19 protein-coding genes are annotated in these 20483 nt (G+C 42.2%); 17 read left to right on the top strand and 2 right to left on the bottom strand.

Annotated elements, in window-relative coordinates:
• The first annotated feature begins 67 nt into the window (after window positions 1-67).
• The 17 genes from HP401_RS00105 to HP401_RS00025 all read left to right on the top strand — a co-directional run bounded on the left by HP401_RS00105 (window position 68) and on the right by HP401_RS00025 (window position 18695).
• The gene (locus HP401_RS00105) at window positions 68-721 is read left to right on the top strand and encodes a response regulator transcription factor (RefSeq protein ID WP_173603603.1); all 654 of its coding nucleotides are present in this window, start codon (window positions 68-70) and stop codon (window positions 719-721) included.
• Window positions 722-2158: a sensor histidine kinase gene (locus HP401_RS00100; RefSeq protein ID WP_173603602.1), complete on the top strand. Its 1437-nt coding sequence runs from the start codon at window positions 722-724 to the stop codon at window positions 2156-2158.
• A gap of 241 nt (window positions 2159-2399) precedes the next feature.
• Window positions 2400-3119, top strand: a complete 720-nt coding sequence (locus tag HP401_RS00095) for a lipoprotein BA_5634 family protein (protein ID WP_173603601.1) — start codon at window positions 2400-2402, stop codon at window positions 3117-3119.
• A 25-nt stretch (window positions 3120-3144) separates the two neighbouring features.
• Window positions 3145-3831, top strand: coding sequence for an ABC transporter ATP-binding protein (locus HP401_RS00090; RefSeq protein WP_173603600.1), 687 nt, complete (start codon window positions 3145-3147; stop codon window positions 3829-3831).
• 24 nt (window positions 3832-3855) lie between these two features.
• Window positions 3856-5844 (top strand): ABC transporter permease, encoded by a 1989-nt coding sequence (locus HP401_RS00085; protein WP_173603599.1) that lies wholly within the window; start codon window positions 3856-3858, stop codon window positions 5842-5844.
• A gap of 76 nt (window positions 5845-5920) precedes the next feature.
• On the top strand, window positions 5921-6628 hold the full coding sequence (locus HP401_RS00080) for a response regulator transcription factor (protein WP_082909793.1): 708 nt from the start codon (window positions 5921-5923) through the stop codon (window positions 6626-6628).
• A gap of 4 nt (window positions 6629-6632) precedes the next feature.
• Window positions 6633-7868, top strand: a complete 1236-nt coding sequence (locus tag HP401_RS00075; protein WP_173603795.1) for a HAMP domain-containing sensor histidine kinase — start codon at window positions 6633-6635, stop codon at window positions 7866-7868.
• Between the two features lie 36 nt (window positions 7869-7904).
• Entirely contained in the window at window positions 7905-8333 is a 429-nt protein-coding gene (locus HP401_RS00070; protein WP_173603598.1) for a ribosomal maturation YjgA family protein, read from the top strand.
• Window positions 8334-8380: 47 nt separating this feature from the next.
• Window positions 8381-8989 (top strand): DUF4304 domain-containing protein, encoded by a 609-nt coding sequence (locus HP401_RS00065; protein WP_173603597.1) that lies wholly within the window; start codon window positions 8381-8383, stop codon window positions 8987-8989.
• 161 nt (window positions 8990-9150) lie between these two features.
• A complete protein-coding gene (locus tag HP401_RS00060; protein WP_173603596.1) occupies window positions 9151-9621 on the top strand; it encodes a hypothetical protein in 471 nt (156 codons plus the stop codon).
• Between the two features lie 358 nt (window positions 9622-9979).
• Entirely contained in the window at window positions 9980-10237 is a 258-nt protein-coding gene (locus HP401_RS00055) for an autorepressor SdpR family transcription factor (protein ID WP_007729097.1), read from the top strand.
• A gap of 16 nt (window positions 10238-10253) precedes the next feature.
• Window positions 10254-10877, top strand: coding sequence for an SdpI family protein (locus tag HP401_RS00050; RefSeq protein ID WP_015891180.1), 624 nt, complete (start codon window positions 10254-10256; stop codon window positions 10875-10877).
• 1 nt (window position 10878) lies between these two features.
• Window positions 10879-11634, top strand: a complete 756-nt coding sequence (locus HP401_RS00045; protein ID WP_015891181.1) for a CPBP family intramembrane glutamic endopeptidase — start codon at window positions 10879-10881, stop codon at window positions 11632-11634.
• A gap of 237 nt (window positions 11635-11871) precedes the next feature.
• The gene (locus HP401_RS00040; protein ID WP_173603595.1) at window positions 11872-14991 is read left to right on the top strand and encodes an efflux RND transporter permease subunit; all 3120 of its coding nucleotides are present in this window, start codon (window positions 11872-11874) and stop codon (window positions 14989-14991) included.
• 24 nt (window positions 14992-15015) lie between these two features.
• A complete protein-coding gene (locus tag HP401_RS00035) occupies window positions 15016-16350 on the top strand; it encodes an efflux RND transporter periplasmic adaptor subunit (protein WP_173603594.1) in 1335 nt (444 codons plus the stop codon).
• Between the two features lie 21 nt (window positions 16351-16371).
• Window positions 16372-17154: a linear gramicidin aldoreductase LgrE gene (lgrE, locus tag HP401_RS00030; RefSeq protein WP_173603593.1), complete on the top strand. Its 783-nt coding sequence runs from the start codon at window positions 16372-16374 to the stop codon at window positions 17152-17154.
• Complete coding sequence (locus tag HP401_RS00025) at window positions 17151-18695, top strand: aldo/keto reductase (protein ID WP_142495885.1); 1545 nt, start codon at window positions 17151-17153, stop codon at window positions 18693-18695. Before lgrE ends, HP401_RS00025 begins: the two co-directional genes overlap by 4 nt.
• Window positions 18696-18779: 84 nt before the next feature.
• Here HP401_RS00025 and HP401_RS00020 read toward each other — a convergent pair whose 3' ends face one another.
• Entirely contained in the window at window positions 18780-19544 is a 765-nt protein-coding gene (locus HP401_RS00020) for an ABC transporter permease (RefSeq protein WP_015891186.1), read from the bottom strand.
• Window position 19545: 1 nt separating this feature from the next.
• Complete coding sequence (locus HP401_RS00015; RefSeq protein ID WP_015891187.1) at window positions 19546-20481, bottom strand: ABC transporter ATP-binding protein; 936 nt, start codon at window positions 20479-20481, stop codon at window positions 19546-19548.
• Window positions 20482-20483: the final 2 nt, after the last annotated feature.

The raw sequence follows: 20483 nt of genomic DNA, 5'->3' as shown, positions 1-20483 counted from the left end.
TGGAGTAAGTGCCCGAGATGGTACTTACTCCATCTAACCGTTACAAAAGGAATGAGGTAAAAACGGAATGATAAAAATTTTAGTGATTGAAGATGATATCGCAGTAGCAAATTTAATAAAATTGAATTTAAATACAGCAAATTATGAGAGTACAGTCGTTTTTGATGGAGAGGAAGCCCTAAATGTGATTGAAAGAGATCGTTTTGATCTCATACTTTTGGATGTGATGCTTCCGAAAGTTGATGGATTTACTTTATTCGAAAAAATTAAACCTTTAGGGATACCTGTCATTTTTTTAACTGCGAAAAGTTCTGTTACAGATAAGGTTTATGGGTTAAAAGCGGGAGTAGATGACTATATAACGAAACCGTTTGAAGGAATTGAATTGCTGGCTAGAATTGAAAATGTATTACGGCATTACAATAAAAAAAGCAACATCATCAATTTTAAAGGCACAGAAGTATACCTGGAAGAAATGAAGGTGAAAAAGAACGGTGAAATGATTGAGCTTACCTTGAAGGAGTTCGAATTATTGGTGTTTTTAGTGCAAAATAAAAACATCGTATTAACGAGGGAAAAAATCATAGAAAAAATTTGGGGATATGACTACGTTGGCGAGACTCGGACGATTGACAACCATATACAAAAGCTAAGAAAAAAGCTGGGATGGAAAGATGAAATTAAAACAGTATTTAAATTGGGATATAGGCTGGAGGAATAAATGAAATTTTGGCAGAGGATATTTTTATGTACATTAATCATTTTCGAAATCTTTTTTGTACCGGCATCCATTTACCTGATTAATAGCAGCTTTGAACTCAATCTCAATATGGAGATCCGTTCCGGGATAAGTGAACAGGATCGATTTGCTAACTCTTTAGAATCAAATCTCTATCTACTTAAAGTTCAAAAATCTTCAACTCCAGATGCAGAAGGGGTTGGAAAACCAAACATAGATTCCATGATTCGTACGTACTTGGACAACCTCGGAGAACAGGATGTGTATTTAGATGTAATAGATGAAAAAAACGAAGTCATTTTTAGTCATTTTAAAAATAACAAGATAACTCTTACGAATCGAGAAGAATTAAACATCCCATCTGATAAAGTAAATTACATCATACGGGATCTAGGGGAAAAGACGTACTTATTTATAGCGAAGAATATTTATTTGGAAAATAATCACTATAAGCTTTCATACGTGAAAGATATTTCAAGTGTTTATGAAAATAGAGAAGACTTATTAAGCCTTTTAATCAAGTTAAATGCGCTTGTCTCAGCCATTTTGGTCATTGTTACCATCATCATGAGCATGTTTATCGTAAAACCGATTAATAAATTGATCCAGTCCACAAGAATAATTGCAGGCGGGAATTTCAGCGAAAGAGTCATGGTCAAATCGAATGATGAAATCGGGTTGTTAGCGGAAAATTTCAATTTGATGGCCGCTGATGTAGAAGATAAAGTAAACCAGCTTAAAAGATCTTCAGAAGACAAGCAAAGGTTTATCGATAACCTGGTACATGAACTTCGGACTCCTTTAACTTCGATCATCGGCTATGCGGATTATTTACGAACGAATAAATACAATGAAGAGACGTATATCAACTCATTAAGCTTTATCTATGAAGAAGGAAAGCGGCTAGAGAAACTGACATTTAAGCTGATGGAGCTCATTGTTTTGCGAAAAGAAGATTTTGAGTTAAAAACGGGAAAACTTGACGAACTTTTTGTGGAAATCAAACATTCCTTTATTCCAAAGCTGAACATAAAGAATATCGATCTGGAAATATCGTCGGAGCATCTGAGTGTTTTCATGGATAAGGATTTGATGAAAATTTTGCTTGCAAACCTGATAGACAATGCGATTAAAGCATCGAAGAACAACGATAAAATACTGCTACGCTCATACAGAGATACGGAGTCAAGAATTATTCTTGAAGTGAAAGATACAGGGATTGGTATTCCTGATGACGACATAACAAAAGTCTTTGAGCCCTTCTTTATGTCCGATAAATCGAGATCGAGAGCGAATGGAGGAGGGCTGGGACTCGGGCTTTCATTATGTAAGGAGATAGCTAACATTCATGACGCTGAAATGAGAATAGAAAGTAAGTTCGGTGAAGGTACCATTATCCAATTGGTTTTTCATTGTTAACAACCGGGAGCAGCTCGGTTCAATCTTAAAAAAGTATAATCTGAAAAAGTAGAGAGGACTGTCCCAAAAGTCATGACCAATGACTGCGAGACAGCCTTTTTCTTTCAAACAAGCATGTCATTATCTCCATTCTTACTAAATGGTAAGAAAGAAGGTCAAAATCGTTAGACAAGAGTCATTCAATTACAGGAAAGTCTCGTCTATAATCCAGACATAAATCGTTTATAAGGGAGCAATTAAGATGAAAAAAGTAATAGGTTTCTTGTTGGCTATCGTCATTTTTGGAGGGATTGGATATGGTGTAAACCGATTTGTAGAAGGTCCATCACAACCGGTCGATGGCGTTCTCGTAATCGGCACCGAAAAAGATGCGAATAAGGTCAAAGAGTTGTATAAAGATAACACCAAACAAGCGTTGGACTACAAAATCAAATTGGTTACAACGATAAAAAAGACGAAACTGACAGAGCAAGGTCAGAAAGAAACAGGTCAAGAATTTGATACTAGAGAGATCAAATATTCGGTTGTTACTCGATCCACTGCTGAGCAATTCGTCAAGAAGGGGATTCTCAGAGCCAGACAAGAGCCAAACAGCACGTCTATTATTTCAGACCCTGTTACCAGCATAAAACAATTATCGAATGGTCAAAATCTGTTTTACTCTTTTAGTGATGATGAAATGAAGAATGGCCAAATTGATTTGAACGGCAAGATGGTACCTGTAACGCATGTGAACCATCAGATGTGGATCGGGTATATACCACAAGCGGACCTTGTTATTGTTGACGAACAGACTTACAACCAATTAACCGAAGCAGAGTCAACGCTCTCCTTGATCCAGTTTGAAAATCGCAGCTTCGATTATAAGAAGAAAGATCAGGTGAACCAAGTCTTACAAGAAATCGGGAACGTATACGCAAACAGTGAAGACAAAGTAAACTTCGTAGACGTACAAGATTGAGTTTGGTTGATGAGAGGGTGAATGTATGGAAGTTGTACGAATGGAAAACGTAGTAAAAAGTTATGGGGAAGGAAATAGCAAGGTAGATGCGTTAAAGGGGATTCACCTTTCGATTCAGCAAGGAGAGTTTGTTTCCATCGTTGGTGTTTCCGGCTCTGGTAAAAGTACACTGCTGCATATTTTAGGCGGGTTGGATCGTCCAACTTCAGGACAAGTATTCATTGGGGATCATAATATTTACGATTATACAGATGAGGAGCTATCCATATTCAGAAGGAGAAAAGTCGGGTTTATTTTTCAATTTTTTAATTTGATCCCGGTATTGAATGTCCAGGAAAATATCGCGTTGCCTATGTTATTGGATGAGGAACCAATTGATATGAAGTATCTGGATGAACTTATTGAAATCCTGGGTCTCCATGAACGGAAAGACCACTTGCCTTCCGAATTATCGGGCGGTCAACAGCAACGGGTCTCCATCGGCAGAGCCTTAATGAATCGGCCGCATTTGATTTTGGCGGATGAGCCCACTGGGAATCTGGATACACGAAATACGAAGGAAGTCATAGATTTATTACGATTGACTGCCAGAAAATACAATCAAACCATTGTCTTGATAACTCACGATCTCGCGATTGCTTCGGCTTCTGACCGGATCATCACGATAGAAGACGGTACGATCATTTCAGACCAACGGCTTGCTGCGAATTAGCCAAAAGATTGGAGGAGAATGATTTTGATCAGCAGCTATAAACAATTAAGCAGCAAGTATTTAAAGGGGAATATGAAACGAACGATTTTGACCTTGATCGGAATCATACTCTCTGTCGCGTTAATTTCGACAGTCGGCCTTTTTATGAAAGGATCACAACTATCCCAAATCGAGAATATCAAGAAGGTAAACGGGTTTTCTTTTCATCTCGGTATTTCCAATTACGATGAAGCACTATTAAACAAAATCAAATATAATCCCCAAATTGCTTCGTATGGCTTGATGTCTCAGGGCGGAATCGTTCCGGTTGGAAATGGAGATGTTTCTGTTCAAAAGAATTTCGCTGATCATAGTGCATTGGCGTTTTTAACCTACAGTCTCGCTGATGGCAGATTACCAGCCAATGAGCATGAAGCAGCCGTCGATTCATGGACGCTTCCTTTTTTGAAAAAGGGTCTTCAGATCGGAGACTCATTTGAATTGGATGGTCAAACCTATCAACTGGTTGGTTTACTGGATAATCGGGCGTACACTCAGAAAGATAAAGTGGGTCGTTTCCTAACCTATAAACATGATTTTGCAATCGGAGAGGGTAGGATCTTAGCCGAAATAAACGAGAAAGCCGACTTTAGAGAGGTTATAGATGAGATAAAATCACTTACGAAAGACGAGAATCTGGTTATCAATGAGGAAATGATTAGGGTTTTGAAACCGGGATCGAATCAATCGATTTTGGCCGTGCTCGTTATCGTCATCAGTATTGTTGTGATCGCGACAGTTGTGGTGATTTACAACGCTTTTCAAATCAGCGTCGTAGAGCGAATGAAGCAGTTCGGCTTGCTCCGAAGCATAGGCGCTACGCGAAAGCAAATTAGACAAATCGTGATGAGAGAAGCGGCTGTGCTGGCTGTCATCGCCATTCCGGTTGGACTTGTATGTAGCATAGTGGCGGTCGCTGCTCTCCAATCCATTTTCTCGATCATTTTAGAAGATGGTGCAGGTGTTTCGTTCTTTCATATCGATTGGTGGATTTTATTCATCAGTTCGATCATTACGCTGACGGCCGTACTAGCGTCCAGTTATTACCCGGCTTTTTTTGCGGGCAGAATATCTCCACTGTTGGCAATCAGCAGCAGATTATCCATAAAAAAAGAGGCGATTAAAAAACAGAAGAATAACGTGTTGAAAAAACCGTTCTCTTTTCCCATGAGCATGGCTTTGAAAAATGTCAAAAGAAATAAAAATCGTTATACCATTACGATTCTATCCATCATTATATCCAGTGTCTTGTTTATTACTTTCTCGTCTATGATGGATATCGCATTTGCATCCAATTATGTGAAAAATTTATCTACGAAAACAGATCTATCCATCTATCTGAAACAAGATCATGATGATTCTTCAACAGAAAGACAGCAAATTTTGGAGCTTTTGAAGTCAGTTGAAAATGTATCCGGAGTGAAGGAACAAGACCTCCATTTTGAAATCGATTTGAAGGATAAGACGCAATCTCTTGCAACTGTTGCTCACATCGAGGACTCTGTTGGAAAAAAACACGCCATTTCCATTGTGAGTCACATTGATGAGAATAAAGTGAAGCAGGATTCGGAGCTCGTCATAAAAGTGCTGGTATACAGTTTTATCACTGTCATTTCTTTGATTGGCAGTGTCAATATCCTCAACACGATTACGATCAGCATCATCATCAGACGAAAAGAACTGGCCGCGTTAAAATCTATAGGCATGTCACAAAGGGATTTGAAAAAAATGATCATCTATGAAGCGCTGATATATGGTTTTTTTGGAAGTTTACAAGGGATCTTTTTCGGTTGTATACTTTCTTATATTATCTATTTGGCGGCTTCCGGTGTCTTGAAGGTCGAATGGACGATCCCCTACGAAGCTTGTCTCATTACGTTTGTTTCAGCTTTGTTCATCAGCTTTTTATCTGTTCTATTACCACTGAGAAAAATTCAAAAAGATAATCTTATCGATGTTATCAGGGAACAATGATAAAATGGGCCTGGCTATTTGATAGTCGGGCTTTTCGGTTTGGTCAATTGCTGAACACTGGAATGAAAATGAGGAGATGACAACCTTGCATAAAATATTGCTTGTGGAAGATGATGAGGCGCTTGGTCTAGCCATCGAATTCTCATTGAGAAATGAAGGCTATGAAGTGGTCAGAGCCTCTAGTGTAAAAGAAGCGAAACACCAGTTTGATCAACAACCTTTTGATTTGGCGATCCTGGATGTCGGTCTTCCAGATGGAAACGGCTATGATTTATGTCTGCATTTCAAAAAACAAAACGATTCATCGGTTATTATTTTCTTGACGGCCTTGGATGAAGAAGCAAATGTAGTAATGGGCCTGGATATTGGCGGGGACGATTATATAACGAAACCATTCCGAGTCAAGGAATTCATGTCCAGAGTGAAAGTGCAATTGCGCAAACGTGGGAGAGTAGAAACTTCTTCTATCACCTTAGTATCTGAAAATATAAAAATGGATACGAACCTCGTCAAGGCTTATAAAAATCAGGAAAGCATTCCATTAACCAATCTTGAATACAAGCTTCTGCTAACTTTCATGATGAACGCCCATAAAGCACTAAAAAGAGATGATCTCCTGATGAAAGTATCGGAAGGAGAAGATGCTTTTTTTGATGAAAACACGCTATCTGTATACATTAAGCGTCTAAGAGCTAAAGTGGAAGATGACCCCAAAAATCCGGAGTTTATCGTTACCCAAAGAGGATTAGGTTATCGGTGGAATAAGGATGTGAGTAGAGAGTAAGATGATGAAGAATACCGAATTGACAGGGTATATGACGATACTGGCCGTTCTGTTATCACTATTTACCATTTACCATTTTATTGCCCATCAACTGTTTTATGATGCTTTGAAACACGACTCCATTGCAACCTGGGGTGAAATTACGGCTAGATTGGTTGAACAAAATCCCGAGAATGAAGCGGAAATTATGAAAGTCTTAACAAGTCACGCATCTAATTCAAGTGTGTACCAGGAAAAAGGAAGAGAGCTCTTTAGACAGTATGGATTATACGAAGACTTGGAATCAGAGCTTTTTCCCCTTTTAAATAAACATATTTCCAGCCATAATCAATGGATGTATTGGGGATTGATTTGTTTCGGTTTGATGTTGCTTGGAGCAAGCTATATGCAATACAAGATGGTCTTCCATAAAATTAGACAACTTACTTCTTCAGCAAAAAAAATAATCGATGGGGACTACTCGGTAGTCATCAATGAAAATAAGGAAGGGGATCTCGCTAAACTAGCGGCATCCTTCCGTTCCATGAAAAATATTATTCGAAAAAGCATGCAGGATCTTCTGGAAGAGAAAGAGTTTTTAGCACAAATGCTGCAAGATATCTCCCATCAATTAAAAACGCCTCTTTCAACGATATCCATCTACAATGAAATGTTGTTGAATGCTGAACTTTCTCGTCAGCAGCAAGTTCAACTCCTGCAAAATAATGAAGTTCAAATCTCCAGAATGAATGTCTTAATTCAAAATTTATTAAAAGTAGCGAAAATTGACGCCAACGCTATTTCATTTGATAGAGAGCCAGCCAATTTGGTGGAGACGATCGATGAAGTTTTAGATCGCTTGACAAGCATGATCAGTGATAAGCATATAGCGATTGACTGGGATGCGCCGAAGGAAATCGTCGTTGCCCACGATAAACTATGGATGCAGGAAGCATTGTTGAACCTGCTGAAGAATGCGATCGAGCATTCCAAACCCAGCAGTACAATCATGATTCAAGTAAAAGATACGCCGATCTATACAGAGTTGGTGATACAAGACTTTGGAGAAGGAATCGCACCTGAAGAATTATCGCATATTTTTGATCGATTCTACAAAGCAACAGGTTCTAAAAAGCAGGATTCGACTGGAATTGGATTGGCGCTAGTCAAAGCCATTATCGAAGCACATCATGCTTTGATGAAAGTGGAGAGTGAGAAAGACAGCTTTACAAGATTTACGATTACTTTCATGAAATTTTAATTATGTATACACAAAGCCGAATGGAAGGACTACCGTATGATACCTATGAGCACTTGTAACAAGCGCTCCGCGTGTCGATGGAGAGACAGGGTCGCCTATATCGTGGCCGTTTTTGTTATTATGGCTTTGGGCTTAGGGTCCAGAGCGTTCGCCGATGTGTTGCCTGTCTTTGTAGCGGAGCATTTTGGCGATGCATTATGGGCTTGCATGATCTACTTCGCCTTTCGCATTTGTTATGCTCACAAAAAGATTTCTTTCTCGCTGTGGTGCAGCCTCGCGTTTTGCTTTGCGATCGAGGCCAGCCAATTGTATCAGGCCGACTGGATCAATTACCTCCGGGGGACAACTCTTGGGGCGTTGGTATTAGGAAAGGGCTTTTTGACGGCGGACCTTGTGCGGTACACTGTGGGAGCTGCCGTCGCTGCTTTGCTCGACCTAGCCTGGCCTTGGCGTAAGCGCTCCTGATTTTTGGCGGATGTACGACATACCAAAAAAATCTTCTAGGAGGAATCATGTTGCAGCAGCTCTTTACCGATATGATGAAACAGGACGTTAAGTCGTTCCTTTCTAAGCGTGGCTTCGCAAAGAAGGGTTTGAATTTCACTAAGAAAACCGAAAGCCTCATCTACATGTTCAACTTCCAAAAATCTGCTGGCAATGCAGCGGATCATGTCATGTTTTATGTGAACTGTGGTATTTATGCAGCGGAGTTGGCACAAATACAATCGAGAGAGATTCTAACAGCACCTTTAGAAGCGGAGTGTCACTTCAGAGCAAGAATGGGGGAGATTGTTGAATCTGTACCAGATCGATTTTCAGTCACTCCGGATACGAATATGGATGATGTAAGAAAAACAATTCTAAGTGGATTAGAAGAGGTGATTCATTTCTATGATACGATGACCAGTGCCAGATCCATTGTGGATTATTACACTTCAGGGCCATTTTTACATCTGAGCGAAGAGAGCTTTCATTTGCTGTTACAATCAAATGATGTAGCAGCGGCTAAACATTATTGGAAGGCTTTGCAGGAAAAGTACGGAACAGAAAAACGATGGACCATATTCGAAAATAAATACACGGCCATCTTCAATAAATACGGAGTGGAATTTGATAAGTGATAGAAACAACGGTCAATCTAAGACTTTATTTTCAGGTCTTAGGTGGCCGCTATTTCATTTAGTGGAGTCAGCTCAAAGCCAATTTATGGGAAAATAGGCGAACGAAATAGGCGGAAAATCCATAACGTAAAGTGTGTGAAAGCCAATGGAGGAGGGAATTTATGTACGGGTGGTATCCACAAGAGGGTTATTATCCAATTTCAGCGGGAGAAGGTAGACACTACAACAATTACGAATTGCTGAGACATATTGCCAGATTAGAACGACATCTGGCGGAGGTACAAGAGGCAATGTCAGCATGTACAAAAAAGAATGGTGGATTAAAAAAGGATTTAGAAGTGGTCAGACAGCAGAGCTCAGTGCAAACTCAAAATGATCAAACTTATCAACAGCCAGGAGTAGATAAAGTAAATGTCAAATGTATAGGAGCTACAGAGTCATCCGTAACCTTTGAAATATCAGGAAGAAGATTAACATTTGACAGCGATTATTATGGTAATTATGTAGGCGAGTATACTCCTGGTAAAGAGTACGTAGCCATGGGGGATTATGGAGCGGGGCAAATCTATCTAACCATGAAGGATGATAATGAAATTTGGCATACATTTAGATATTCACGTATCCAATCGTAATTGATACGATGTGCTCATAGATTGCTTTTTGATTCTTGTCGAGTGATATAACCAAGGATACTGTCTGCGTTTGCCAGAAAATGCTTATGTCACTCGACATTGTACACACTTTGAGATTGGCAAGGTAAGCAAATAGTTAGCCCCAACCAAAGAAGTGGCAAACTGATGACATTTTGAATGCTTAGTTGGGATGAATTGTATGTAATGGTTGGAAAAAAATAGTGTTTATGGTAGGATTGATATACAGATAAACGATCTAGTAGTGCCTTACGAGCTGGCACAAGGCATTCCTCAATTCAATATTTAGATAAATTTCTAAATATCTAAAAATGATGTATGAAAGTAGGATCGATTGATTATGTCAATGAACTATGCATTTAAGGCACTCTCTGATCCCACAAGAAGAAAAATTCTGGACCTGTTGAGGGAGAAAGATATGACGGCTGGAGAAATAGCTGACCATTTTCAAATGACAAAGCCCAGCATCTCCCACCACCTCAGTTTGTTGAAACAGGCACAAATGGTTTACGACGAACGAAAAGGGCAAAACATCTACTACTCACTGAATACGACTGTTTTTCAAGACTTATTAAAATGGTTTATCCAATTTCATTAGAAAGTGAGGGAATCACATGAATAAATCCAATTTGTCTATCTTGTTTTTCTTCATCAGTGTTGTCTTAGGCGTAATTTGTTATCCCTCCATGCCAGATCAGATGGTCATTCATTGGGGACCAAATGGCGAACCGAATGGTTTTGCGCCTAAGCTTGTGGGTGTAACCTTTATTCCGGTTGTGATGCTGTTTCTTTTCGTGGCTGTTCGCAGTCAAAAACAGTATTACAAAAAGTTCCAAAGCAGCCACGATACAATCTTGCATACATTAATGATCGTACTTCTCGTCATCCATAGCGTGATCATCGCATATGGATATGGGTATATGTTAAATATTGGAATATTCGTAACCCTTATTTTAGGAATTCTCTTTGTAACGATAGGGAATTTCATGCCTCGGTTTCGACATAACTATCTGATTGGGATACGCACGCCATGGTCACTCGCTAGTGAAGAGGTCTGGAAAAATACCCACCTATTGAGTTCCCGTGTGTTCTTCATCGGAGGAATCCTCATCATGCTCACTTCATTCTTACCAACAACCATCCATTACATCCTCATGCTGATCATTGTGTTGGTGACCATTCTGATTTCGATTGGAAGCAGTCGGTACTATTACAAAAAAACAGGAAGGGGAAAGTAAAATGAAAAACTTGAAAATAGCATTTCTATTATCGTTGGTGAGCGCTATCGGTTTTATCGCAGCTATTCCTTATTTGCTGGCAATTGGCGGGGATGCATTAGCCATGGTACCTATCCCGCTGCCGGTGGCAATGACAATTTTTGTCTTGCAGGGAACCATCATGGCGTTTCTGTTTTCATGGATTGGATTGACTTTCGCAACGAAGGTGGGGATGGATGCCCCTGTCCTTCGGAAGTGGTTATATAAAACGGGCGGAGAGTCCTTTAACAAAAAGGGAATCATTCAAGCAGTCATCTTTGGATTTGCAGCAACAGGTCTTCTCCTCTTACTGGAATTCGCGGTTTTCCAACCATTACTGCCAATCTTGGCAGAAAAAGCCCAAAACGTAGAAGTATCGGTTTGGGCAGGGATTCTGACATCCATTCAAGGCGGCGTATACGAAGAAGTCATGGTTCGCTTGTTCATGATGACCATGATCGTGTGGATTTGTAGCAAGCTATTCGGACGTAACTCTTCTCCTAAGCCCTGGATGTACTGGACAGGGATCATTGGGGCGGCCCTTATATTTGGGCTTGGTCATCTCCCTGCGGCAAATGTCTATTTTGGTGAGATTACCCCGCTGTTGTTCATTCGCACACTTGCCCTTAACGGGGTGGCAGGAATCTTATTCGGTTACCTCTACTGGAAGCGCGGTCTGGAGTATGCAATGATTGCGCACGCGATAGGGGATATCATCCTTCATGGTTTCATCAAATAAGACCGCTTCCCACACGATTTTGTGAGGGTAGAAAACATACAATTTCTTTACATTTGGAGACGTTATTCAAGAAAGTAGATCAAAAACCCCGTCGGAAGATGGTTTTTGGTCTTCTTTCTGTTTGGTAAAAGAGCGAAACAGAAAACAAATTTTAATTTTTATGGAAATTTATTGAATACGGAAAAAATGAGGGGTAATATAGAGAATGGAATTTATTAGGAATGAGGGGGGCATGCCTTGCGCTTTCTAACGAATTTTTCTCTCAGAAACTCCACAGCTATTATTATTATGAGCCTGCTTATCGTAGTCAGTGGAATCATTGCTGCCATGTCTCTCAAGGTAGAGAACATGCCGGATATCACTTTCCCCGTGCTTCTAGTCAATACTACTTATCCGGATGCATCTCCAGAAGATGTTCTCGATGATGTAACGAAGCCATTGGAACGTGAAGTTGGGCATGTAACAGGCGTTAAGGCAGTGGAGTCATACTCAAGCAACAATAGTTCCACGCTACAGGTCTACTTGGAGACGGGTTCAGATGTACAAGCTGTCAGGGACGAGCTGGAAAGAAAAATCTCCAGTATTGCGCTTCCCAGCAAAGTAAACAGACCGCAAGTAATGATTCAGGGCTTCAGCAATCAACCCGTCTATTATCTGTTTGTGACAGGACAGGATAAGGAGAGTGGACTCGATCATTTTGACAACGACGTAAAAGAAACAGTGCTCAAAGAGTTAGAAGGTATTGAAAGTGTTGATAAAGTATCAACAATAGGCGGGCAATTCAAAGAAATGAAAATCCTGCCAAAGGTAGATGCGCTAAACTACTACGGAATCTCTCCATTGCAGCTGAAACAGCTTTTACTTGACAATCACGTAGCCCTGCCAATCGGTTCGATCACCGAGGATGGGGAAGAGCGCATCATTCGCGTGGTAAGCCGTTACCTCAATGTGGATGATATTCGAAACACGAAGATTTTCCTCCCAAGTGACCCCACAAATGGGCTTACCTACGTCAGGCTTGGCGATATCGCTGAAGTCAATTTTGATGAAGTCGTTAATTCGATCAGCCGCTATAACGGCAAGAATGGAATTAACATCAATATTTACAAAACACGTGACGCCAATGCGGTAGAAACCGGCGATGCCATTAATGCAAAATTATCCCGTTTGAAAGAAGAGTACCCGGACTTAACCTTTACCACGATTTATGACACTTCTGTCGATATCAAGAATTCGATTAACGGCATGCTCAAAGAAGGCTTGCTTGGAGCTATTATGGCTTCTGTAGTCATTTTGTTCTTTTTGCGTCATGTAAAAGCAACCCTCATCGTCCTCGTCTCTATCCCAACCTCCATCCTAGTAAGTCTGATCTTCATGTCCTGGATGGGGATTACTCTCAATATGATCACACTATTTGGGATGGCAGTGGCTGTAGGACGAGTTGTGGATGACAGTATCGTCGTCATCGAGAATATTTTCCGCCATTTGCAATTGAACAAAGAACGCAAGGAAAACTTGATTCAAATTGCCACCCACGAAATGCTACATGCCATTACCTCATCGACTTTTACGACAACCGCCGTATTTTTACCTATTGTGTTTGTTGGAGGGATGATCGGAGAAGTATTCCGCCCATTTGCTCTAACGGTTGTATGCTCGCTGTTTGCCTCACTATTAGTAGCCGTGACGATTGTTCCACTGTTAGCCAAGCTAATGATCTTAAAAGACCACAATATCAAGGAACATGAACAAGGGAAAGGGTCTGACACGTACAGGAAGTTACTTCAATGGTCACTCAACCGCAAGCCCGCTGTCGGATTTCTGTCACTCGTTCTATTTGTTGCAAGTCTAGCGCTTCTCCCATACATGAAATACGGATTGTTTCCTGATCCGGAAGCGAAGTACATATTCGCACAAGTAACGATGCCAAAAGGTACACAACTAGATGGACTCGATCAAACGGTTGCTCAGGTTGAAAGTAAATTGATGGAGCAGCCTGAAGTAGAGTACATAGAAATCAATCTTGGCTCTGAAAATGAAGCGGAAATACGCCAATCGAACCAAGCCCTCTTGCTAATCAAAATAGGGCAAGATGTGAATCTCGACCAAACCATCAAGAAATTTGAGGGAATCGTCAAACCGATGATTCCACTAGGATCTGAGATGGCCTTGACGAAACCTGGTAGCAGCGATACCAACAAGTTCAAGGTGATCCTGTATGGACCAGATCTGGTTCGCTTGAAAGAGGCAAGCGAAATTGTCAAATCAAACTTGAAAGTAAGTCCCCTGTTGACCAACGTGAAGGACAATCTGAACGATTTCAAAAATGAAGTTGTCATCAAAGTTGATAGAGACAAAGCTTCGGAACTGGGAGTTTCCCCTGTACAGGTGGCTCAAGAGGTCAACCTTCTGGTCTCGGATACCCGAATTGGTAAGATCAAAGTCGACGACAAAGACTATAGTCTCTTCTTTGGTCTCGGTGAAAACCATGCGAAATCGTTAGAGGAACTGAACAATATTTACATTCAAACGCCAAGCAAGCAACAGGTACGTTTGGTGGACTTTGCTGAGATTGATCAAGAAAAAGTTCAATCCCAAATCATGCGCAAGGACGAAAAACAATTCGTACAAATTACAGCAGATATCACGAGTGACAACAAAGGAGGAGCGAGTAATTTCCTGTTTGCGATGTTGCAAGCGGAAAAATTGCCCGCCGGAGTTACACTGTCATCTGAAGGCGTCTCAAGCGACATGGAAAAAAGCTTTAAAGATATGCTTTTAGCCATTGGTGCCGCGATTTTTATCGTCTACATCGTCATGCTCATCACGTTTGGCAATGCTACAGCTCCGCTCGCGATTCTATTGTCCTTGCCACTTGCTGTGATTGGCGGATTATTTGGCCTGTTCGTTTCGGATACCGTTCTCGATATAACGGCACTTATCGGCTTTTTGATGCTAGTCGGAATCGTTGTTACGAATGCAATCGTGTATGTGGACAATATTCAGCAGCGAAGACTGGAAGGGACTTCTATGCGTGAGGCAGTTGTTGAAGCTGGCGTTACCCGCGTACGCCCCATTATTATGACGGCTGTTGCGACAGTCAGCGCACTCTTGCCACTTTACCTCGGCTTTTCTGAAGGAGCCTTGATGACCAAAAGCTTGGCGATTGTGGTCATTGGCGGACTCGTTACTTCGACGATCCTGACCTTATTCGTGGTTCCTATCGGGTATGAATTACTGTATCGGATCAAAAAAGAGTTTTTTGCCCCTGATACCAAAGAAGCGGAGATCGAGCCAAGTGAGGATATGTTTATTTCCGTGCTGAGAAGTTTACGCGATATGAAAAAGTCTGGGTAAGGCAGAGGGAGGAGTTTACGAACAATGAAGAAGACGAAGCTAATCAGCTCAGGCGTGGCATGTCTTTTAGGCTTGACCATCATCTCGGGATGCAGTTCACAATCCGTAGACAATACCAATTCGAAAGAAGGAAGAACATCAAACGAAAGCCAGTCGAGTACTGAGGTTGAAACCATTAAAGTGGAGAATTCCGTTGATGTTCAAGTAGAGGAAGTCATAGAAGGAGAACTCAAAGACTCCGGCAGATTGCTGGCGGAGGTATTCGCTAACACGGATGTGAGTATTTACGGCAAAACTACCGGAACCGTCTCACAAATCCTGGTGAAAAAAGGGGACACCGTAAAAAAAGGACAAGTCATCGGAAAGCTGGATCAAACTGAAGCGCAATTGAAACTGCGCCAAGCGGAGGCGGCATTAGCAGTCGCCAAGGCAAATCTAGAGCATTCCAACAAAATGGGGACGTCTGGCGAATTGGCAAATAGCCAACTGAAGCAAGCGGAGCAAACCTTTGCGAGTGTCAAGCGAACGATGGAACAAGGCTTGACGCTGGCGCAGGCAAATTACAACCGCTCGAAAAAGCTGTTTGAAGAGAAAGCTTTGTCCAAAGGTGAGCTTGAGAATGCAGAAAACGCGTATCTGCAAGCAAAAAACCAGTATCAAAGCCAGCTGGATCAGGCGCAAACTGCTTTAATTAATGCCAGGTCGCAAGTGAATACAGCCGATAAAAATGGACGAGTCACGCAAGCAAGTGTGCAACAGGGACAGGTTGAAGTGGACATTTTCAGGAATGCGTTGGAAAACACGCTGATCAAATCAACAATTGACGGCATTGTCACCGATATCCAAGTCCAAGAAGGCGATACGATCAATCCGCAAAAGCCTGTTGCAACAGTCATTAACCTTGACCCGATGATTGTGAAGGTGAATGTGTCCGAAAAATCGTTGGCTAGCTTCAAAAAAGGAACACAACTAAATTTGCAGGTTCCCTCTCAAAATATCAAGGTCAACGGCAGCATTACCTACGTGGGACTAAAGGCTGCTGACCAATCTAAGCTTTTCCCAGTGGAAATAGAAGTGCCAAATCCAAAAGGTACACTACTTCCCGGAATGAAGGCAGAAGTCTCTTCAAGCCACGGACAAGCAGGGATTCTCATACCGACAGATGCCATCCTTGAGCGAAATGGGAAATCAGTAGCCTACGTTGTGAATGGCGAGAGAGTAGCTGAGAAGGAAATCTCGATTGCTTCAAAAGGAACGGAGAAGACGCTTATCGGTTCCGGAGTGAAACCAGGAGACAAGGTAGTGATCAAGGGACAATCCCAATTAAAAGATCAGGCAAAAATTCGCATTGTTCCCTAAGGAATAACGAGGAGGATACCTATGCAAAAGATGAACGTTTCCCAGAACCGATGGCTACTCTCTGCAAAAATGACAGCAGAGGCAGAAGTGCTATTATTTTGCTTTCACTATGCTGGTGGTCACGCTGGTATTTATCGGGATTGGCAAAAAAAGCTGCCCGTTCAAATTGGCGTTTGTCCTGTGCAGCTTCCCGGCAGAAGTAATCGCTTCTTAGAGCCTTGCTACACGGATTTGTCTGTAATGATTCGTGATTTGGCAGAAGCGCTTCTTCCGTATCTAAATCGACCGTTTGCGTTTTTTGGACATAGCATGGGAACGCTGGTTAGCTTTGAGCTGGCCAGATATTTACGCAAACATTACAACCTCAAGCCGCAACACTTGTTTGCATCCGGATACCATGCCCCGCATCTGCCAGATCCGGGTGAAGCCATTCATCATCTCCCAGATCAAGAGTTTCTGGAGGGCGTTCGAACAATGAATGGCACGCCAAAGGAAATTTTTGAGGACAAGGAGATTCTGAATATGCTTCTCCCTACGCTTCGGGCCGATTTCTCGATATGCGAGACATATCGCTATCAAGACGGGGAGCCGCTGGAGTTCGGAGTGACGGCCATTGGCGGTTGGCAGGACCCGGATTTTTCCGTAACACATCTCGAAGCCTGGAGAGAACATACCAACGCTTCTTTTCAAACGCACATACTGGAAGGCGACCATTTTTTCATCCATTCTCAACAGGACCAAGTCATTTCTATTGTCGGGTCAACTCTTCAAAATTATCTTGCCGGGTATAGGGGGATTGGATGATGACAGGAAAAGCAACGCGAGAGGGGACACAGCGCCTAGCACAGGCCAATCCCCATCTTTTCTATAAGCAATTTGGCAGCTTCGATGTGTGGATCAGTCAGGTTGGATTCGGAACGTACCGGATTGATGAACAGGATGAGCAGTACCAGCAGGCACTCCGCAAAGCGCTGCTCGAAGGAATTAACTTGATTGACACAAGTAGTATGTATACAAATGGTAGCGCGGAGAAAGTCATCGGTCATGTGCTGAAGCAGCTGATCAGTGAAGAAAAAATAAAGCGGGAAGAGCTTGTAATCGTGTCTAAGGCCGGTATCGTCCAAGGCGAAGATTCCGAGGAGACGACGAAGAGGACAGCGGAAGGAAAACCGTATCAAGACTTCACGACGGTACACGAAGGAATGTCGATATGTATCCACCCAGAGTACCTTCAAGACCAGCTGACACGTAGCCTGCAGCGCTTGCAGGTGGACACGATTGATTGCTACATGCTGCACAATCCAGAGTGGTATTTGCTATGGGCCAAAATGAAAAAGATCAAGCAACAGGAAGCGTATGATGAATTATTAGAGCGAATGGAGAAGGCTTTTCGACATCTGGAGAAAGAAGTCGAATCAGGTCGGATTCAATGCTATGGTGTCAGTGCCAATTCGTTTGGCAGCAATGTCAAGGAATTTGATTTTGTTGCGCTAGATACCCTTTGGGACATTGCAGAAAAGATTACACCAAATCACCATTTTCGCGTCATCCAGTTTCCAATGAACATGTACGAATCTGGTGCCATACTGGAAAAAAGTCATGCGCAAGGCAAGAGTGCCTTGTTATTTGCCAAGGAAAAGGGACTTGGTGTCATGACCAACCGGACGTTAGATGTGACAGCGAAGGATAAAATCTTCCGCCTGACGAACATCCAACTAGATCTGAGCTCGGTCATTGATGAAAAAGAAGCTACTCGTCGAATCAAGGATTGTCTGAATCGTGTAGATGATGTAGAGGATCAGATCGTCTATCGCGTCTTGCCATTACTGAAAATGGAGAAAGAAGATGTGAAAGAGCTGAAGAAAAAAATATCATCTGGTGCTACACTCCGCAAATACTGGAAAAAGCTATACTCTGCCACAAATGTGCAAAATGTGAGAAACTTCTTGTTTGAGCCGGTCATTGAAGATATTCGTAATACGATTAAAAAACATGATGGCTTGGACGACCAGACACAGCAATGGCTGGATACCTACAAGGCAGCTCTCATGGAGACAGCTGAAGCTTTGAAGAGCTACTACGCCCCCAAAGACTATCAGCGTTCACTGGATATCTCGAAAGAGCTGACGAGGGTGAAGCCGCATTTGATGACAACAGATAACCTCAGCCAAGCAGCGATTAGAACGATGCGCGCCACTCCAGAGGTACACAGCGTCCTCGTGGGGATGAGACGTGAGCATTATGTAGAGGATGTACTCATAGAATTAAAGAGACCTCTAGATACGATCATGCAAGAAGAAGACTGGCACACGATGACCCAAACCCTTAAAGCGATTATTAGCTAAAAACAATACCACAATAGTAAAACCACCTTATGGAATCGTGTAACAACAACGATTTCATAAGGTGGTTATTTTTCATACTTTCGGTTATTTCCACTTGCTGATGATATGCTCGCGATCAAACACTTTAATACTTGTCTGGAACAAGATCAGGGCAACCACCGCACAAAGCGTAACCATTCCCAGATAGATTACCGGATTGCTCATCATGGAAAGGAAGATGACCTGACTGACAGCAAGTCCGATGATTGGCAGCACCAGTATGGCACCAAATTGTTGGGCTGCTGCGACGTTGTCAACCTTGGAGGAAACAATGACGCTCATGGATACACTGATGATCGAAATAAATGGAACCAGCAGGAGCATCGCGAGAATAAATACGATGGAAAAATACTCGCTGGCATTGTCAAAGGTTGCAAAGATGAACCCTAGAAAGATTAGCTGGACCACCCAGGTCAAAGCGATGGAAGGCAAGGAGTAAGCTAGGACCTTACCCAGCAAAAACTCCTTGGTGGAAATTGGGGTGACCAGTACGCTTTCCAATGTTCCTGTCATTTTTTCCATGATGATGCTCGTCGTGGCAAATGTTAAGGGGATCATCGCCGGTACGATCAGGAACAAGAGGAAATAGAAGCGGGCAATGGCAATATGACCATCTTCACCTGCCATGTTAAGGAGGGGATTGGTCAATTTCATCAGGTTAAGGATGAACTCCATCTTACCGTTTTGGGCAAATACTGTGGTGATCAGAGCGACAACCAATATAACGAATGGTGCAGCAAGATTCGTAATCAATACGGAGCGTGCTGCGAAAAGCTCCTTCCATTCCCGGATAATAACAAATCCCGGCATCCTAGATCGCCTCCTTTTCTTGGTTCAACAAGCTGAGATAGGAGTCCTCCAGTGACACGGAGATGGGTGCTATGTAATTGACCGTAATATCCGCTGCGACCAGCTTTTTGATTAGCTGTGGGTTCGAGTCCTTCGGATTGGCTACCCTCAGGTGGAACTGGTCTTCGGTGCGCTTATACGTCTCCACTTCCTCGGCGGCTTTAATAATCTGTTCTGACTTATGCGTATCCGCTCCTACGTCAAGAAGCACATTGTAGGTGGTCCACTCTTCGCGGAACTTCTGTGGGGTCGTTAAACGAATTACTTGACCCTTAATGATGGCGAATTCATGACATAACTCATCAATTTCTGCCAGGATATGTGAGCAAAAGATGATCGTCTTTCCAGACGCAGCCCACTCGCGAATCAGGTCTTTCAGCTTCCGAGTGCTGACAGGGTCGAGATTGGCTGTGACCTCGTCTAAGAAAAGCACCTCTGGATCGTGTAAAATCGCGCAAACAATCGAAAGTTTTTGTTTCATTCCTTTTGACAATCTGCCAGCAGGATCGTTTCTTCTGTCCCACAAATCGAACTGGCGCAGCAAATATTCGATGCGTGAAGCCCGCTTCGCTTTGGGCATCTGGTAGCAGGAGGCGAAGAATTCCAGGTTGTCCAACAGAGAAAGCTTGTCATACACCCCGGGAGATTCTGTTACGCAACCAATTTTTTTGCGAATCTCTTCTTTATTTTTGCTGATTTGGTGACCGAGAATGGTGACTTCTCCTGACGTAGGCTCAATAAGGCAGGACAGGATTCGAAGGGAGGTTGTTTTTCCAGCTCCATTAGGTCCAAGTAGACCAAAAATTGTACCTTTGGGAATCGAGAGGGAAATGCCATCGAGAACTTTTTTGTCTCCAAATGATTTTTTGAGATCCTTAATGACGATTGCAGGCTCCATAA

Source organism: Brevibacillus sp. HB2.2 (assembly GCF_013284275.1).
Classification (GTDB): Bacteria; Bacillota; Bacilli; order Brevibacillales; family Brevibacillaceae; genus Brevibacillus; species Brevibacillus brevis_D.
This window is presented reverse-complemented; position numbering and strand designations above follow the sequence as displayed.

Bases quoted from the DNA above. Each gene is read 5' to 3' on its own strand.
- HP401_RS00105 (WP_173603603.1), top strand. From the start codon at position 68: ATGATAAAAATTTTAGTGATTGAAGATGATATCGCAGTAGCAAATTTA.
- HP401_RS00100 (WP_173603602.1), top strand. From the start codon at position 722: ATGAAATTTTGGCAGAGGATATTTTTATGTACATTAATCATTTTCGAA.
- HP401_RS00095 (WP_173603601.1), top strand. From the start codon at position 2,400: ATGAAAAAAGTAATAGGTTTCTTGTTGGCTATCGTCATTTTTGGAGGG.
- HP401_RS00090 (WP_173603600.1), top strand. From the start codon at position 3,145: ATGGAAGTTGTACGAATGGAAAACGTAGTAAAAAGTTATGGGGAAGGA.
- HP401_RS00080 (WP_082909793.1), top strand. From the start codon at position 5,921: ATGACAACCTTGCATAAAATATTGCTTGTGGAAGATGATGAGGCGCTT.
- HP401_RS00075 (WP_173603795.1), top strand. From the start codon at position 6,633: ATGAAGAATACCGAATTGACAGGGTATATGACGATACTGGCCGTTCTG.
- HP401_RS00070 (WP_173603598.1), top strand. From the start codon at position 7,905: ATGATACCTATGAGCACTTGTAACAAGCGCTCCGCGTGTCGATGGAGA.
- HP401_RS00065 (WP_173603597.1), top strand. From the start codon at position 8,381: ATGTTGCAGCAGCTCTTTACCGATATGATGAAACAGGACGTTAAGTCG.
- HP401_RS00060 (WP_173603596.1), top strand. From the start codon at position 9,151: ATGTACGGGTGGTATCCACAAGAGGGTTATTATCCAATTTCAGCGGGA.
- HP401_RS00055 (WP_007729097.1), top strand. From the start codon at position 9,980: ATGTCAATGAACTATGCATTTAAGGCACTCTCTGATCCCACAAGAAGA.
- HP401_RS00050 (WP_015891180.1), top strand. From the start codon at position 10,254: ATGAATAAATCCAATTTGTCTATCTTGTTTTTCTTCATCAGTGTTGTC.
- HP401_RS00045 (WP_015891181.1), top strand. From the start codon at position 10,879: ATGAAAAACTTGAAAATAGCATTTCTATTATCGTTGGTGAGCGCTATC.
- HP401_RS00035 (WP_173603594.1), top strand. From the start codon at position 15,016: ATGAAGAAGACGAAGCTAATCAGCTCAGGCGTGGCATGTCTTTTAGGC.
- lgrE (WP_173603593.1), top strand. From the start codon at position 16,372: ATGCAAAAGATGAACGTTTCCCAGAACCGATGGCTACTCTCTGCAAAA.
- HP401_RS00025 (WP_142495885.1), top strand. From the start codon at position 17,151: ATGATGACAGGAAAAGCAACGCGAGAGGGGACACAGCGCCTAGCACAG.
- HP401_RS00020 (WP_015891186.1), bottom strand. From the start codon at position 19,544: ATGCCGGGATTTGTTATTATCCGGGAATGGAAGGAGCTTTTCGCAGCA.
- HP401_RS00015 (WP_015891187.1), bottom strand. From the start codon at position 20,481: ATGGAGCCTGCAATCGTCATTAAGGATCTCAAAAAATCATTTGGAGAC.